Origin of the sequence: Mesomycoplasma lagogenitalium (assembly GCF_029854295.1) — a bacterium.
Taxonomy (GTDB): Bacteria; Bacillota_I; Bacilli_A; order Mycoplasmatales; family Metamycoplasmataceae; genus Mesomycoplasma_A; species Mesomycoplasma_A lagogenitalium.
In genome coordinates, this window is record NZ_CP122979.1 from 709924 (window position 1) to 727121 (window position 17198).

The following is a 17198-nucleotide window of genomic DNA, read 5'->3' on the forward strand; positions in this document are numbered from 1 at the left end:
TTTTTCCTAAATTTTTGACAGTAAAATCCAAGATAAAAATAATAAAATTACACAATTAAATAAATGTGAGAAAAAGTTAAAACTATTTAAAAAATGAACAAATTTGAACTTTTTTGAACAAATTTGAACCACTTTATGAAAAACAAGTATAATATTTTTGTAAAAAATAAAAACGGAGGAAAAAATGGAAAAATTCGCAAGAACTGTTCTTGGGGATATTGATCCTAAGGAATTAGGTGTCGTTGACTGTCATGACCATTTAATTAAAAACTATGGTCCTGAAGCACATGAGCACCCAGACTTTGTTATGATGTCTGTAGATGCTGCACTTAAAGAAATGGATGAATTTATTGAAAAAGGTGGAAAAACGATGGTTACAATGGATCCACCTAATGTTGGTAGAGATGTCTACAAGATGCTAGAAATTGCAGAAAAATTAAGAGGAAAAGCTAACATCATTATGTCAACAGGTTTCCACAAAGCTGCATTTTATGATAAAGGAGCTTCTTGATTATCTTTAGCACCAATAGATGATATCGTTGAAATGGTTAAAGCTGAAATTGAAGTTGGGATGGATGAATTAAACTATAGTGGTCCAGTTGTAAAAAGATCTAAATCAAAAGCAGGTATTATTAAAGCGGGTACAGGATATGCTGCTATTGATAGATTAGAATTAAAATCACTTGAAATTGCTGCTAGATCAAGTATTGAAACAGGGGCACCAATTTTGGTTCATACACAATTGGGAACAATGGCTTATGAAGCTGCTCAACATTTAATCGATTTTGGAGCAAATCCGAGAAAAATTCAATTATCTCACTTAAATAAAAACCCAGATAAATACTACTATGAAAAAATCATAAAAGAATTGGGTGTAACACTTTGTTTTGATGGGCCAGATAGAGTTAAATACTACACAGATGCAACTTTAGCTGAAAACATTAAATACTTAGTAGACAAAGGATATCAAAAACACATCACCATGGCTTTAGATGCTGGAAGAATTTTATACCAAAGAAATTATGGAATTGAAAAAGGAAAACAAACTTTTGGTTTAGGGTATCTATTTGACAGATTTTTACCTTTACTAAGACAAGTAGGTGTTAGTGAAGAAGCAATCCAAGATATCTTGGTAAATAACCCTAGGGAAATATTGACTTTTGATGCAAAAAGAAAATATGATGTATCTAAAGTTAATCCTAGAGTTTTAGAATTAAAAAAACAATTAAAAGTTAAATAATAAGAGGGGAAATGGTTAATAAGATCAATAGCAAAAAGAAACAAAAAGCATTAATCGGTTGATCTATATTTGCAGCTGTTAACTTAATAATTATTCTAGTTACATTATTAGTTAAGGCGGCAGTTCCTAAAGAGGGTGTAGATCCATGGGGTTCAAATGCTTGACTAGATGCCTTTTTATTTTTATTAAATAAAGTGTATTTAGACAACTTCTTAAAACAACCAGCGCTGATTTTAGGTTCTCTAACGCTACTAGGGTATCTAGTTGTTGGAAGAGGAATAAAAGATTCTTTAATCGGTGCTTTAAAAACAATTATAGGATATTTATTATTAGGAATTGGTTCTGCTTCTTTAACTGGATTAGCAAAACCTGTATTTAATGAAATTAAGAATTTAGGTCAAGGTGTTGTTCCTTTAGATCCTTACTTCTCATTAGCAAGTTCTAATGCATTTTTCGGAGCAGGAGAGGGAACATCAAACATTTTTAGTAACTCATACGTTTCATTAATTTCATTTGCATTTTTAGCAGGATTCATAGTAAATATTATTATGGTTGCTCTTAAAAAATTTACAAATACAAACAGTTTAATGATAACTGGACACGTTATGTTACAGCAAGCTGCTGTTGTTACTACAATATTCTACATAATCTTGTTCCAAGATTTAAGAATATTTGACGGTACAATTAATCCAGGCGAACAAGTTGGAATAATTGTTATGTCTGGATTGTTCTTAGGAATTTACTGAGCTGTAGGTTCTAGTGCTACACTTAGAGGAACAAACGAGGTAACACAAAATTCTGGTTTCTCAATTGGACACCAACAAATGTTAGCAATTGCTACAACTTATAAATTAGGAAGACTTTTTGGTAAAAAAGAAGATTCAGCTGAAACTAAAAAACTTCCAAGTTATTTAAAAATATTTGAAGATAATATCTTTACTCAAACAGTTATTATTTCGATATTATTCTTTATCTTAATTTTAATTTTAATCATTGCTAAACCTGATTTATTAAGCAAAGACTGAACATCATTAAAAGGCGAATTAGCTGTATGAAATGGAACATTCGGTGGTGCTAATTTTGTATTAAATATTTTAGGTGGAGCATTTAAATTAGTAGCTTCATTGATCGCTATTATGACTGGTGTAAGAATGTTTATTACAGAATTGCAACAATCATTCCACGGAATTAGTGAAAAAGTTATTCCTGGAGCAGTGGTTGCCGTTGACGTTGCTGCAATATATGGATTTTCGATTAACTCAGTAACATTTGGATTTATTTCTGGTGTTATTGGACAATTTTTAGGAGTTGCTTTAATGATAGGATTAGCAGCAATTCCAGGACAAAATGTTGTATTTGTAACAATTCCATTATTTATAACACTATTTTTCAACTCTGGTGCATTAGGGGTTTATGCAAATGCTTCGGGTGGATGAAAAGCAGCTGTTATACTTCCTGGATTAATAGGACTAGTTGAAATTATTGTTGTATCTTTTGCTACTAAAGCGATTTCTAATACAGCAGGAGCATTTTCACCAGTTGATACAGGATTCATCGGTATGGCTGACTGAAACCTATACTTCGGTATATTAATGTGAATTTCTTCTTACCACATTGTTATTGCTTGAATTTTAGTTCCAGTTACAATGATTGGATTAGTTGTATTAGCACAAATAGTAGACAATGGAACTCAAACAAAACAAACATTTTTACAAAAAATGTTAAAATTGAAAACAGAATTAGTGACTAACTAATTAAATTAAAAAAATAAATAAAAAAATTTAAAATAGTTAGCATTTGCTAACTATTTTCATTAAGGAGAAAAATGAACAAAACATTAAAAATCATCGCTGCTTGTGGAAATGGAATGGGAACAAGTATGATAATTAAATTAAAAGTACAAAAAATTTGTAAAGAATTAGGGATTGATGCTACTGTAGAAGCACTTTCAATGGGACAATCAAAAGGAATGACTAATTCAGTTGATATCATCATATCTTCAAAACATTTATCAAGCGAATTTAACCACAATCAACAAGCTAAAATTGTTGGTGTTGTCAATTTAATGGATGAAAAAGAAATTAAAGATGCTTTAAAAGTTGCATTAGGGATGTAATATGAAAAAAATTAATTTACTTGAAATACTAAAAGAAAACGATACTATTAGTTTAAATTTAACAGCAAAAGACTGAAAAGAAGCTGTTTATTTATCTATTAGACCATTAATAGATAAAAAATTAGTAGAACCAAGATATTATGATGCAGTAATCGAAAGCACATTAAATTATGGGCCTTATTACATAATATCGGAAAATTTAGCAATGCCACATGCTCAAAGTGATGCTGGTGTTTTAGAAAATTGCTTTTCTTTAGTAACTCTTAAAGACGCGGTATACTTCGAAAATGATTCAAGACCAGTAAAAATTTTAATCGCCTTAGGAGCAACGAGTGCAGATGTCCATACCTCTGAAGCTCTTCCTCAAATTGTTGCTGTTTTCGAAGACCAAAAAACATTGAACTCAATTATGAATGCTAAGACAAAAGAAGAAGTATTAGAAATAATTGAAAAAACCGATTTTACAAAATATTTACAATAAAAATAATAAAGGAGAATAATGTCATTACCATTATTACAAATTGCACTAGACAATTTAACAATAGAAGATGCTATTAATTCTGTAAAAAAAGCTGCAAAATATATTGATGTTATTGAAGTTGGAACAATTTTACTAGCATCCGAAGGAAAAAAAGCCATTTCAGAAATTAAAAAACATTTTCCAGATAAAATCATCGTTGCAGATGGAAAAATTGCCGATGCTGGAAAAGTGTTTGCTAAAATGTTTTTCGAAAATGGCGCAGATTATACAACAGCAATTTGTGCTGCAGAAAATGCTACAATGGCTGATTTAGTTGAATATTCAAAAACTTTCTCAGATAATAAAGAAATTCAAGTTGAAATGACAACTAATTTCACATGAGAACAAGTAGAACAATGAAAAAAAGCCGGAGTTCCTCAAGTTGTTTGACACAGAGCGCGCGATGCACAAGCGGCGGGTGTTAAATGAGGTAAAAACGATATCGAAACAGTTGCTAAACTAGCGAACTTAGGATTTAAAGTAACTGTAACTGGCGGAGTTTCTGTTGAAGATATTAAGTTATTTAAAGATATTCCTATTTATATATTTATTGCAGGAAGATCCATTAGAGACGCAGAAAACCCAGAATTAGCAGCTAAGGAATTTAAAGATGAATTTAAAAAATACTGAAAATAGATTTTTAGGAATCTATGAAAAGGCAATAAATAATAAATTTTCTTGAGCAGAAAAAATTGATATAGCTAAAGAAGCTGGATTTGATTTTATTGAATTTAGTGTTGATGAATCTGACTTTCGTTTAGAAAGATTAGATTGAACCGACCAACAAATTAATGAATTGAGAAAAATATTAATTGAGAAAAATTTTTATTTTAATTCAATGTGTTTAAGTGCACATAGAAAATTTCCATTCGGTTCTAAAGATCCAATTATTCGAAAAAAAGCTTTAGAAATAATGGAAAAAGCATTAATTTTAGCCAAAAAACTAGGTATTAGAATTATTCAAATGGCTGCTTATGATGTTTATTATGAGAAAGCAAATGAAACAACTAGAAAAAGATTTATAGAAGGAATGAAAAAATGTGCATTATTAGCTCAAAAATATAGTGTAGATTTGGCGTTCGAAACAATGGATACACCTTTTGCTGGAACAATTTCTAAGTGTTTAACTTTTTTAAAAGAAATTAATATGCCTAACTTTTTTGTATATCCTGATTTAGGAAATTTAAATCAATTTACTAATGATGTTGAAAACGAAATAATGTTAGGAAAAGATAAAATCATTGCCTTTCATTTTAAAGATACAACTTCAAGTAAATTTAAAGAAGTGGAATGAGGTAAAGGGACTGTTAAATTTCCCAAATCACTCAAAGCAATTAAAAAAATTAATTTTAAAGGTCCTATTTTGATTGAAATGTGATCTAAAAATAATAAAGATGAAACTTTAAAAGAAAATGTTGAACTTCTTAAAAAAGCAAAAGAATTTTATCACTTGCAGTGAAAGAAGGTGAGATAAGTGGATAAACAAGAAATTCAAAAATTAAAAGAAGAAGTTTATCAAGCTAATATGCTTTTGTATAAATATAAATTGGCAATACACACTTGAGGAAATGTTTCTGGAATAACAAAGGATCGTAAATATATGGTAATTAAACCATCTGGTGTAAGTTATGAAAAAATGACCGCAGATCATATGGTTGTAGTTGATATGGATAATAATGTTATCGAATCAAGTTTAAATCCTTCTAGCGACACTCCGACTCATACACTTTTATATAAAGCGAATGAAAACATCAAGGGCATTGTACATACTCACTCCCCATTTGCTGTAGGTTGAGCGCAAGCAGGAAAAGAAATTCCGTGTTTTGGAACTACACATGCAGATAATTTTTATGGTTCAGTGCCGTGCACAAGGGAATTAACTGATGAAGAAATTAATGGACAATACGAACACAACACCGGACTTGTAATTATTGAGCATTATAAAAAAAATAATATTAGTTTCGAATCAACTAGTGCTACACTAGTAAAAGAGCATGGACCATTTGTTTGATCAATTAAAAGCCCTCAAGATGCGGTTAATTTAGCATTAACACTCGAAGAAGTTGCTAAAATGGCAATTTACACTTTGAGTGTTGATTCGAAAAAAGTGCAAGCAAATAAAACACTTCAAGATAAACATTATTATAGAAAACACGGAAAAAATGCTTATTATGGACAAAAACTTAAAGACTAAAATTAAAAATATATTTTTAGATTTAGACGGTACAACACTAACTTCTAATAAAGAAATTAGTCAAAAAACAATTTCCATTTTAAAAAAGATGCAAAAAGAGGGAAAAACAGTTTCCATCGTTACTGGAAGACCTGTTTATTTTGCTAAAGAAGAATATTATAAATTGAATTGTGATTTTCCTATTATCGGTTGTAATGGAGCATTGGTTTATGATTTTAAAAATGATAAACTAGTTTATAAAAATCCAATTAATAAAAATATTAGTGAACAAATTTTTCAATTATTAGTTAAAAATAATATTACTTTTTTAATGTATACAACTAGCGAAATTTACGGTTATTCAAGAGAAAATTATCAAGCTGATTGATTTAATTGATTAAAAAGTAGTATTGAAAAAAGAGAAAAACAATTTCAATTTAATCTAACGATTTTAAATTCAAAAACAAAAAATGATTTCGATATTAAAAAATTCGATATTGTAAAATTTTTAGTTATAAAAAGTGATAGTCAAGAAAAAGATATTGAAAATATCAAACCTGAATTAACTAAATTTCAGGGAGTTTATATAATTCAATCACAAGAAAAAGTAATTGATATAATGCCGGAAGGATCTTCAAAAGGTTATGCACTTGAAGTACTTTCTAAAACTAATAATTTTAATTTAGAAGAAACCTTAGTTTTTGGAGACGAACAAAATGATGTGTCGATGTTTGAAGTTGCTAAATATTCAGTCGCAATGGGACAAAGTAAAGATGTTATAAAAGAAAAAGCAACGTTTATTACAGATTCAAATAACGACGAAGGGATTTTCAATTTTATCAATAAATATTTAAAATAAATTATGTTCAAAGAAATAAAAAAAGTCAAAATAAATTGAAATAATAATGGTTTTTGATTAGTTCCTTCAATTTACAAAATATTCACTCCCAAATCAAGAAATTTTGTTTTAAAACATACAAAAACAATTGAAGATATGATTGATAAAAATGAATTTTTTAACCGTGAAATCATTTTTTCGTTTAATGGTGATAAAAACTTTGTTCTATTTAATAAATTGATGAAATTAAGAGGTTATAATTTACAATTGGATATTAATAAAATTAATAAAATGAATGAAAATGATATTATTACATTTTCGCCAATTGAAAATGTAATAATACATTATGATTTCAAAGCAATTGAAGCAATTTATAATGGTTATATACCTTTTGTAAGTAAAAAATACTTTACCAATCTTTTACAAGAAAAACAAAGTTTTATTAAAGACGGAATTTTAAATTTAACATTTAGACAACGGGGATATCAAGTGAAATAAATAAAACAATTAAACGAGTAGTTTTCGCTACTCGTTTTTATATTATCGTTTTTTTAAAACAAATAAATTTACTGTTATATAACTATAACCATCATTAAAAATTAATTAGAATTAATTTTAACAACTAATTGATTGATTTTTTCTTCGTTTCCTTTTTGTGAATCGATATTCATTTCCGGAATTCCTAAAATTTTCTTTACATCTTTTTCATTAGAAGCATTAACTAACTCTTCAAATTTATTTTTAGCTTTATCTAAAGATTTTTGTGCTTGAACTTTATTTTCTCCCGTAATTGCTGTTGGAGATATTCCAACAAAATCATTTTTATAACCCTCTTTTACATTAGCATTTGTTTTATTAAATTCAAAATCAGGAATAATATCTGATTTATTCCCTTTTTTCAATCATAAATCAGTTAATACCCGATATATAGTAGCTCCCAGTCTTTTTTCTACTGAAGTGAAAAAGTATTTAGAATCACTTTCTTGTTCTTTAGATTCTCCTTCTTTTTCAAACGCTTTAGATTGATCGGTATCAACTCCGATTACTAATTGATTTTTCTTTAATTTTTTAATCGCTTCAACTGTTGCTTTTGTTAAATCACCAGCTACTGGAAAAATTACTAATGGATCATTTGTTGTTAAAATATTATTTAGTTTCGCTTCTGTACCTTGGACAGCAATTTCATAACCAATATCTAATACTACTCCATTATTTTGAGAAGAGATTTTGGTTTTTTTATCGCTTGTTTGATTATAAGCATCAATTCCCGTTAAATAACCAGCGATAAAATCGGTTACAGCCCCTTCGTCAGAACCACCAAAAGTAGTGACTTTTCTTTTTTCATCATCCGCTACAGTATTTGCTAAATAATCAGCAACTGCATAACCTGCCATTCATCCTGCTTCTTCTGATTTGAAATTAATTGTAATTATTTTTCCTGGTTTAACTTCCGAATCAGAAAGTTCTAAATCAATTCCGATGACAATAATATCTCTTTCATCAAATTCTTTTTTATTTTGAGAATATCATATTTTAAAAGCATTACTATGCTTATAACCACTTAAAATTCACACATTTAAATCAGTAAGCATAAAAGAATTATAATCTCTTGTTAAATCAGAAGTTGAATTATAAACAGTTTTATTTCAAGTAGCACCTACTTGTAATGAGTGTCTAGAAACACCCTCTCAAATCGATTGATAAAACGATTTATCATCAACGGTACCTCCACTAGTGATCAGTCCTATTCTTAATTCTTTAAAATTACCACTTTCTTTAGCTTTGGCAATTTCTTCATTTTTAGATTCAACAAGTTGATTAATTTTTGAATAATCAGTTGTCGCATAATGTTTGCTTTGATCTTGATTAGCAACTTTTTCTAATTCATTTCCGCAAGAAACAGCAATTGCAATAGGAAAAACTGTAGATATAGTTCCTCCTAATTTTCATAATAATTTTTTATAATTGTTTTTTCTCATATATAACCTCATTTTTTATTTCTATAATTAAATTTTAATTTGTTTTATTTTTTTATACAACAATAAAATTAAAAGTAGTACTTTTCTTTGAATTTTTAGTTATTTTATAGATAGTAATAGTGAATTTAATTTAGCAAAATCTAAAAAAAATAAAAAAAATCACCAAAAAACTTGGTGATTAGGTCAACATTTGAAATGGTACGCCCTAGAGGATTCGAACCTCTGACCCAATGGTTAAAAGCCATTTGCTCTACCTTCTGAGCTAAGGGCGCATATGGTGCTCGAAACTGGACTTGAACCAGCACGGTGTTGCCACCGAGGGATTTTAAGTCCCTTGCGTCTACCTATTCCGCCACTCGAGCATTTCTTTGTTGCTTTAACATTATACAAGATTTTTAAAAAAACAGAAACTTTTTTTATTTTTTTTATTTACATTAATTAAATAAAATGAATATTATAATTTTTAAAATTAATCTTTTCAATTAATTAAATTCATTTATAATAATGCTATTATGAATTTAAAAAAGATATTTGACTGCCAAAAAGAAATCGATTTAAAATTTGGAACATTAAGAAGCGAGGCTAACAACGGAGAAGATAATTTAGCTAATAAAATTACTTTAGCAATTATTGTAGAAATAGCTGAATTCGCTAACGAAATTCAAACTTTTAAATATTGAAAATTAAATAAAAATATTAATAAAGAAAAAATAATGGAAGAGTGAGCAGATATTATTCACTTTTTAAGTTCTTGTGCAAACAAGTTAGAATTAGAAAGCGAAATTAACCCTTTTGTAGCTTCTGATAATGTAAATTTCCAATTTAAACATGCATTTAAAGCGGCAGTTGAATTTCAAGAAAATTTTAATAAAGAAAATTTAAGAAAATTATATTCTTTAATTTTAGGTTTTTTAAATATTTTAAATGTTAAAGAACAAGAATTAATTGATGCCTATTTTAAAAAGGTTGAAATTAATTTAAAAAGAATAGAAAATAAATATTAAAAAAATAAAAAAATATGCTATAATACATATTAGTGGTTCCGTAGCTCAGCAGGATAGAGCACAAGCCTTCTAAGCTTGTTGTCAGAGGTTCGAATCCTCTCGGGATCGCCATTTTTTTATTTTTTTTAAAATAAAAATGGCTATTATTAATTTTTTATTTATAAATATTAAAAAAATAGGCAAATGTTTTTCAATGACAAAAGAGGTTCTAGATCTCATAACGTTCCTGGTCCTGGAAGAGGAAATAATAGTTTTAAAAATAAGTTATTAAAATCCTTATTTTAATAATTTTACATATAAAAAGTAGACCTTTTTATCAGTCTACTTTTTTTAATTTATTATTTTTTTAATATTCAAAATGTAGTGTTGTCTGAAAATTTTTTAACTTCATTTGATTCATAAAAATTTTTATCTCTATCAACAATTTCTAAAATAGTTAAATTAGTATTATTTGAAATTAATTCAATTAATTCAGTTTTGGAATATAAATGAAGAAAATCGCAAATTTTATTTTCATTTTTAAAAATAAAATTACCATATTTTTCATATGTAAATTCACTACATTCTTCTAAATAATTTTTATAATAAAGTAAATATTCTTTTTCATCTCTTTCGTGGGCTGTGAAAATAAAAATTCCATTATCTTTTAAAATTCTTTCAACTTCTTTTAAAGCATTAATTCTGCTTTTTTCTAGAGGAATTCCAGGTCAACCATTAAAGGAAAATAATACAAAATCAAATGTATTTGTTTCAAAAGGCAAATTTGTTGCATCGGCAACTAAAAAATCAATAAGATATTTTTTGTCTTCATTAATTATTTTTGCATTTTCAATCATTGCTTGGGAAATATCGCAAGCAACAATGTTTTTATAATTTTGTTCATAAAGAGCAAAAGTTGTTCTTCCTGAACCACAGCCTAAATCTAAAATTTTTGCATCTTTATTTACATATTTATTAATTAAAAATTCTTCTGATTTTCATAGTTTTACATTTAAAGTGGCATTGCTATAATCTAAAACAGTTTTAGGATCTAAAAAAGCTTTTTTATTATTCATTATCTAAACTGTCTATTGGTAAAATATAACTTTCTTGTCAACTAATAACTTGGTCAGTAAAACCAATATCTACCATATCGCTCATTGAGGTAGATTTAAGTAAAAATAATTCATAGTCAACTGTTATTTTTAAACTTAATCCTCTATCGCTGGTATTTACAAAATAAAAATTAATGTTTTTTATAATATTGTCAGATAAATTAGTAACAAAGGGGTAAATTGCAATATTATCATTTCGTGCTTTAAAATTTTCAATTTTATTATCAGCCATTTTTAAATGATATGCATTTTTTTCATTATCATTTAAAATAACCGATAATTTAGAATGCATTAATTTTTTAAAAAAATCAATTTTATTATTAAATAAACTATTAATTTCTCTTTCATTTTGATTGTTAGCTGCATTTTGTTTAATAATATCAACTAGTTTTAATTTCTTTAAAATTTCTTTAAAATCAGGACGATGTAAGTTAAAGTTAAAAAAGTTTTTAAAATTTTCTTTATTGATTTTTCTAAAATTTGAAAAACTGTATGTTTTTGTAAAAATATTTGTAATACCTGAATTATCTTTTAAATTTTCAATTTGTACTTCAATGTCTAATGTTCCATTTAAATCATCAGCTTTAACCGCTTTAACTTTATAATCAAATTCATATTGATCATCTGAATTATTAGTTTCAAAAAATAGTTGTTTTAAAGCCAAATTTAAATTATATTTTTCTTCTCTAAATATTTCAGTTGCATTGTTATAACTTGATAAAAATGAATAGTTAATATTGTTTAAACCTTCCTTTTTATATTGAAGTGAATTTAGTTTATCTAAATTTTCATTATAAACTAGCATTGAACCTACTAAAGAGGGAAAAAGATTTAAAACTCATTGCTCTAAATCTTTTGGAATTAAAAAATTTTCTCTTTTATCAGTAGTTTTAATTTGCTCATTTTTCTTTGATTTATCAACTTGATTATTATCAGTTTGATCTTTATTTACATTTTGGAATTTATCAGTTTGATTATTGCTTGTTTTTTGATCTTTATTATTATCATTTTCATCTTTTAAAATTAATGTGTTTTTATTATCGTCGTTTTTACTTATTTTATTTTTATTATCTACATTTGACTTTTGATCTTTATTATCGTCTTTAATACCATCTTTATTTTTATCTTCATCGGGTACATTTACATTTTCAACCTCAGATGAGCAAGAACTAAATAATATAGTTGCTGCAGTTGATAAATTTATAATACTTAAATATTTAAATCAGTGTTTTTTCATAGTTTGAGTATTTTATTATAAAATTTTAAAAAACAAAATATTTTTATAAAAATTTAATTTTGCACTTTTAATATTTTAATTTTATATTTTTTTAAAATGATGAAATATTTAATTTATATCTTTATTTAAATTGGAAAAATAAAAAAATACAAAGTCGCACTTTGTATTTTAATATTAATCTTCATCAGCTTTAATTGCACGTTTTTTAATAATTACATCGGCAATTTGTCTTGGTGTTACTTCGTAGTGATCAAATTGCATTTGGTATGTACCTCTACCTGAAGTCATAGATCTTAATTGAGTTGAATATCCAAACATTTCTGATAAAGGAACATCTGCTCTAATAATATTAGCACCATCAGATCTAGTTTCTTGTTCTTTAACTTGTCCTCTTCTACGAGATAAATCTCCCATAACATCCCCTGAATAATCAGCGGGCACAACTACAGAAACATCCATAATTGGTTCTAATAAAACAGTTCCAATAGCATCTTTTGCTTTTGTAAGAGCTTTAGATGCAGCAATTTTATAAGCCATTTCAGATGAATCGACATCATGGTATGATCCATCAAATAATGTGGCTTTTAAATCGATCATTGGATATCCAGCTAAAATTCCAGCTGCCATTTTTTCTTCAAGACCTTTTTGAATTGATTTAATGTATTCTTTAGGTATTTTACCACCAACGATTTTATCAACAAATTCAAATCCTTTATCTGGATTAGGTTCAAATTTAATTCAAACATGACCATATTGACCTTTACCACCAGATTGTTTAATGTGTTTTCCTTCAACTTCAGCATCTTTTGTAATTGTTTCACGATATGAAACTTGTGGTGCTCCAACTGTTGCTTCAACACCAAATTCTCTTTTTAGACGATCGACAATAATATCTAAGTGTAATTCACCCATACCAGCAATTATTGTTTGCCCAGTTTCATCATCTGTTCATGTTCTAAATGTAGGATCTTCATTTGCTAATTTTTGTAATCCTAATGATAATTTTTCTGTTGCTGCTTTAGAAGCTGGTTCTAATGCTTGGGAAATAACTGGTTCTGGGAAAACCATTTTTTCTAACACAAAACGTTTTGCTTTTTCAGAAATTAATGTATCTCCTGTAAATGTATCTTTAAGCCCAACTGCAGCTCCAATATCTCCTGTTCTTACTTCATCAATTTCTTCTCTAGAGTTAGCATGCATTTCTAAAATACGTCCCACTCTTTCTTTTTTATCTTTTGTTGAATTATAAATATAAGAACCTTTTTGTAAAACTCCTGAATAAACTCTGAAAAATGTTAAAGTACCAACAAATGGATCGTTCATAATTTTAAATGCTAATGCTGAAAAATCAAAATCATCCGATGCTGGAACATCGATAACTTCATCATCAATATATCCTTTAATTGCAGGAACATCTAAAGGGGAAGGTAAATAATCAACTACTGCATCGATCATTTTTTTAACACCTTTATTTTTAAATGATGTACCACAAACTACAGGGAAAAATTCAGATGTTAAAGTAGCAACTCTTATTGCTTGCTTTAATCTATCTGCTGAAACTTCTTCTCCTTCTAAAGCCATCATCATTAATTCTTCATCAAAATCAGCAACAGCTTCAATTAACTGACTTCTCATTAATTTTGCTTTATCTAATAAATGGCTAGGAATTTCAATTTCTTTTGCTTCCTCTTCTTTTTCTCCGTCGTATTCAAAGGCTTTCATTTCTACTAAGTCAATTAAACCTCTATAATCATTTTCTGAACCGATATTTAATTGAATAGCAACAGCATTTCCCCCAAGTCTTTCTTTAACGGAACGAATTGATGCTTCAAAATCAGCACCCGCCTTATCCATTTTATTAACATAAACGATTCTAGGAACTTTATAGTTTGTTGCTTGTCTTCAAACTGTTTCAGTTTGTGGCTCAACACCAGATTGAGCATCTAAAACCGCTACAGCACCATCTAATACTCTTAATGAACGTTCTACTTCTACTGTAAAGTCAACGTGTCCTGGGGTATCAATAATATTAATTCTTTTGTCTTTTCAAAATGCTGTTGTAGCAGCAGAAGTAATAGTAATTCCTCTTTCTTTTTCTTGTTCCATTCAGTCCATTTGAGAACCACCATCATGTGTTTCTCCAATTTTGTGAATTTTACCAGTGTGGAATAAAATTCTTTCAGTTGTTGTAGTTTTTCCTGCATCGATGTGAGCCATAATTCCGATATTACGGTAATCTTTTAAATCAAATTTTCTTGCCATAATTATCATCTAAAATGAGCAAATGCTTTGTTTGCTTCTGCCATTTTGTGAGTATCCTCTTTTTTCTTAATTGCTCCACCAGTATTATTTGATGCATCGATAATTTCATTTGCAAGTCTTAAGTCCATTGTTTTTTCAGCTCTAATTCTTGAATAATTAATTAATCATCTTAATGATAATGTTTGTTTTCTTCTTGCTGAAACTTCCATTGGAACTTGGTAGTTTGTTCCCCCTACCCTTCTTGATCTAATTTCTAATTGAGGGGTAATGTTATTAATTGCTTGTTGGAAAACCTCTAATGGATCTTTTCCAGTTTTTTCTTTAATAATATCAAAAGCTGAATACAAAATTGTTTGAGCTGTTGATTTTTTACCATCTAACATAATAGCATTAACTAATTTTGTAACTAATTTCGAGTTAAAAATTGGATCAGCTAAAACATCACGAATTGGCGCTTGTTTTCTTCTTGACATATATTCCTCCTATTTATTTTAATTTAATTATTTTTTAGGTTTTTTAGCTCCGTATTTTGATCTAGCTTGATTTCTTTTACTTACACCAGCTGTATCTTGTGTTCCTCTAACTATATGGTATCTAACCCCAGGTAAATCTTTAACTTTTCCTCCACGAATTAAAACAACTGAGTGTTCTTGTAAATTGTGTCCCTCACCTGGAATATAAGCTGTTACTTCCATTCCATTTGATAATTTTACCCTTGCATATTTTCTAAGAGCAGAGTTAGGTTTTTTAGGTGTCATAGTTGCAACCCTTGTACAAACACCACGTTTAAATGGTGAAGGTAATTTTGTTTCTTTTTTGTGTAAAGAGTTGTACCCAACGATAAGTGCAGGGGCTTTAGTTTTTCTAACTTTGTTAACACGCCCTTGGCTTACTAATTGCGCTATTGTAGGCATTTTAATTCCTTTCTATTTTTTAAATTTAATAATATTTTTACTAGCTTTAATTAATTATCTTTAACAAGACTTTAATAAATGCTTTTATAATTATATAACAACTTAGCCGAGAGTATCAAAAAAAGTTTTTTTTTTTTTTTTGATTTTATAAAAAAATAGATAGTTGCGATTTTTAACTATCTATTTTCATTTTTTCAAACTTTTAAATTGAATTAAAATTATTATTGATTCTCTTCATTATCAAAAATTGACATTCAACTTTCAACTTCATTTTCATGCTCTAATTTTAAAATATTCAATTTTCTTAATTTTAAAGATTTAGTCACAGCATAAACAATAAATTTTCTATCACTTTCTTGAGCAGTTAATTTTTCTATTTTTTGCTCCAGTTTATCTGGATTTTTTTTAATTATAAAAAAATTGCTAACTAGAACTTCTAATGAATCTTGATACATTTTATTTTCTTTTAAAGTTTTATATGCTTTATCAAAAATATAAAAATTATATGAAGTAAAAATAACTGCAACAAATATTGCTAAAATTGGTGCAATAAAAAATCAAATTCTATGATTATCTGCATTTTCAATTGTTAAAAAACAAATCATTGAAATTAAAGTAATTAGTGCAATTATTGCTGTTAAAACAATTAGTGTATTACGAACTAATATTCCAATATATTTAACAATTTTGAATTTATATATATTAATTTCTTTATTACTTTTTTTCATATTTTCCTATCATTTTAAATTGTTTTTTAGGACAATAAAGCTGTCCCTTTCTTCAGTTTCTATAAAAAAATGTCCTTCTTTTTCAAGAAAATCACGAATAAAAATTTTTAAAACTCCCGTTCCCTTACCGACAATAATTTCTAGTTCATCTAAATTTTCGTTATTAGAAAAAGAAAATAAGGCATTTGATAATTTAATAATTGCATCATCACTATTTTGTCCATGTAAATCAATTGTATATTTTCTATCTCAGTTATTGTTCACGTTGACACACTGGACAATAATATGTCCCTCTTCCATTAACTTTAATTTTTATAATTTTATTTTTGCATCTTGGACAAGGCTGATTTACTTTTGTGTGAACTTGTAAAAAGTTTTGAAAACTACCTTTTTTCTTATTTAATGAGGTATATGAATTGATGGAGCTACCACCCAATTCTGTTGAACGATCTAAAATATCAGTAGCAGTTTCTAATAACATTTTTGCTTGTTTTTTATTTATTTTATTTGCTAAAGTTTGCGGATGAATTTTGGTTGCAAAAAGAACTTCATCAACATAAATATTACCAAGACCAACTACAAATGTTTGATCTAAAAGTAATGTTTTTATTGCTTTTTTACTTTTTGAAAGTTTATCATAAAAGGTATTTAAATCAGTTTCTGCAGGTATTTTAGCTAATTTACTTAATGGTTCAATCGTTAAATAATTATTAACATTTCGCAAATGAAAAGTACCAAACATTCTTGTATCATTATAATGTAAATTGGTATTTCCATCTAGTTCAAAAATAACATAATCATGATAAAAGCGCGTTTTTGCTGGGTCGAAAAAATTATATTTTCCCTCCATTCTTAAATGGCTTAAAATAATTTTTCCATTTGTTAAATGAAAAACTAAAAATTTACCATAATTGGTTATTTCAATTATTGTTTCACCAACAATAGCTTTTTTAAATTCTTCGGGTTTTATTTCTTTAATAAAAGAATCTCTGAAAACGTGAACATCAGTGATTATTTTATTTTTTACATATTTATTTAGTTCTTGACGAACAACTCTCACTTCTGGTAATTCTGGCATATAATAATTTTACTA

The 17198-nt window shown here is 27.4% G+C and carries 19 protein-coding genes and 3 tRNA genes; 11 read left to right on the forward strand and 11 right to left on the reverse strand.

Features of this window, described 5'->3' with window-relative positions; genetic code table 4:
• The first annotated feature begins 184 nt into the window (after nt 1–184).
• From QEG99_RS02930 to QEG99_RS02970, 9 genes are all read left to right on the forward strand, one after another.
• A complete protein-coding gene (locus QEG99_RS02930; protein WP_280101703.1) occupies nt 185–1240 on the forward strand; it encodes a phospho-furanose lactonase in 1056 nt (351 codons plus the stop codon).
• An 11-nt stretch (nt 1241–1251) separates the two neighbouring features.
• Nucleotides 1252–2994, forward strand: a complete 1743-nt coding sequence (locus QEG99_RS02935; protein WP_280101704.1) for a PTS ascorbate transporter subunit IIC — start codon at nt 1252–1254, stop codon at nt 2992–2994.
• A gap of 71 nt (nt 2995–3065) precedes the next feature.
• A complete protein-coding gene (locus QEG99_RS02940) occupies nt 3066–3356 on the forward strand; it encodes a PTS sugar transporter subunit IIB (protein ID WP_280101705.1) in 291 nt (96 codons plus the stop codon).
• Nucleotide 3357: 1 nt separating this feature from the next.
• Entirely contained in the window at nt 3358–3837 is a 480-nt protein-coding gene (locus QEG99_RS02945) for a PTS sugar transporter subunit IIA (RefSeq protein ID WP_280101706.1), read from the forward strand.
• An 18-nt stretch (nt 3838–3855) separates the two neighbouring features.
• A complete protein-coding gene (locus tag QEG99_RS02950) occupies nt 3856–4512 on the forward strand; it encodes a 3-keto-L-gulonate-6-phosphate decarboxylase UlaD (protein ID WP_280101707.1) in 657 nt (218 codons plus the stop codon).
• Entirely contained in the window at nt 4487–5350 is an 864-nt protein-coding gene (locus QEG99_RS02955; RefSeq protein ID WP_280101708.1) for an L-ribulose-5-phosphate 3-epimerase, read from the forward strand. The genes QEG99_RS02950 and QEG99_RS02955 overlap by 26 nt, the downstream gene beginning before the upstream one ends.
• A 51-nt stretch (nt 5351–5401) precedes the next feature.
• Nucleotides 5402–6070, forward strand: coding sequence for an L-ribulose-5-phosphate 4-epimerase (locus QEG99_RS02960; RefSeq protein ID WP_280102365.1), 669 nt, complete (start codon nt 5402–5404; stop codon nt 6068–6070).
• Entirely contained in the window at nt 6048–6908 is an 861-nt protein-coding gene (locus QEG99_RS02965) for an HAD family hydrolase (protein ID WP_280101709.1), read from the forward strand. The genes QEG99_RS02960 and QEG99_RS02965 overlap by 23 nt, the downstream gene beginning before the upstream one ends.
• Before the next feature lie 3 nt (nt 6909–6911).
• The gene (locus tag QEG99_RS02970) at nt 6912–7385 is read left to right on the forward strand and encodes an MPN499 family protein (protein ID WP_280101710.1); all 474 of its coding nucleotides are present in this window, start codon (nt 6912–6914) and stop codon (nt 7383–7385) included.
• 101 nt (nt 7386–7486) lie between these two features.
• On the opposite strand, the gene QEG99_RS02975 is transcribed toward QEG99_RS02970, so the two are convergent.
• The 3 genes from QEG99_RS02975 to QEG99_RS02985 form a co-directional block, all read right to left on the reverse strand.
• The gene (locus tag QEG99_RS02975; protein WP_280101711.1) at nt 7487–8866 is read right to left on the reverse strand and encodes a BMP family ABC transporter substrate-binding protein; all 1380 of its coding nucleotides are present in this window, start codon (nt 8864–8866) and stop codon (nt 7487–7489) included.
• Between the two features lie 196 nt (nt 8867–9062).
• Nucleotides 9063–9138: transfer RNA gene (locus QEG99_RS02980), tRNA-Lys, on the reverse strand.
• Between the two features lie 3 nt (nt 9139–9141).
• Nucleotides 9142–9228: transfer RNA gene (locus QEG99_RS02985), tRNA-Leu, on the reverse strand.
• Nucleotides 9229–9378: 150 nt separating this feature from the next.
• On the opposite strand from QEG99_RS02985, the gene QEG99_RS02990 reads away from it, so the two are divergent.
• Nucleotides 9379–9870 (forward strand): dUTP diphosphatase, encoded by a 492-nt coding sequence (locus QEG99_RS02990; protein WP_280101712.1) that lies wholly within the window; start codon nt 9379–9381, stop codon nt 9868–9870.
• 34 nt (nt 9871–9904) lie between these two features.
• Nucleotides 9905–9981 (forward strand) — tRNA-Arg (locus tag QEG99_RS02995).
• 227 nt (nt 9982–10208) lie between these two features.
• On the opposite strand, the gene QEG99_RS03000 is transcribed toward QEG99_RS02995, so the two are convergent.
• The 8 genes from QEG99_RS03000 to mutM form a co-directional block, all read right to left on the reverse strand.
• Nucleotides 10209–10925: a class I SAM-dependent methyltransferase gene (locus tag QEG99_RS03000; RefSeq protein ID WP_280101713.1), complete on the reverse strand. Its 717-nt coding sequence runs from the start codon at nt 10923–10925 to the stop codon at nt 10209–10211.
• Complete coding sequence (locus QEG99_RS03005) at nt 10918–12201, reverse strand: LppA-related lipoprotein (protein WP_280101714.1); 1284 nt, start codon at nt 12199–12201, stop codon at nt 10918–10920. The genes QEG99_RS03000 and QEG99_RS03005 overlap by 8 nt, the downstream gene beginning before the upstream one ends.
• Before the next feature lie 174 nt (nt 12202–12375).
• Nucleotides 12376–14463: an elongation factor G gene (gene fusA / locus QEG99_RS03010; RefSeq protein WP_280101715.1), complete on the reverse strand. Its 2088-nt coding sequence runs from the start codon at nt 14461–14463 to the stop codon at nt 12376–12378.
• Nucleotides 14464–14465: 2 nt separating this feature from the next.
• Complete coding sequence (gene rpsG / locus QEG99_RS03015; protein WP_280101716.1) at nt 14466–14936, reverse strand: 30S ribosomal protein S7; 471 nt, start codon at nt 14934–14936, stop codon at nt 14466–14468.
• A gap of 27 nt (nt 14937–14963) precedes the next feature.
• Nucleotides 14964–15377, reverse strand: a complete 414-nt coding sequence (gene rpsL / locus QEG99_RS03020) for a 30S ribosomal protein S12 (RefSeq protein ID WP_280101717.1) — start codon at nt 15375–15377, stop codon at nt 14964–14966.
• Between the two features lie 221 nt (nt 15378–15598).
• A complete protein-coding gene (locus QEG99_RS03025; protein ID WP_280101718.1) occupies nt 15599–16105 on the reverse strand; it encodes a hypothetical protein in 507 nt (168 codons plus the stop codon).
• A gap of 6 nt (nt 16106–16111) precedes the next feature.
• On the reverse strand, nt 16112–16369 hold the full coding sequence (locus tag QEG99_RS03030) for a Smr/MutS family protein (RefSeq protein WP_280101719.1): 258 nt from the start codon (nt 16367–16369) through the stop codon (nt 16112–16114).
• Nucleotides 16359–17183, reverse strand: a complete 825-nt coding sequence (gene mutM, locus QEG99_RS03035) for a DNA-formamidopyrimidine glycosylase (protein ID WP_280101720.1) — start codon at nt 17181–17183, stop codon at nt 16359–16361. Before mutM ends, QEG99_RS03030 begins: the two co-directional genes overlap by 11 nt.
• Nucleotides 17184–17198 lie beyond the last annotated feature (15 nt).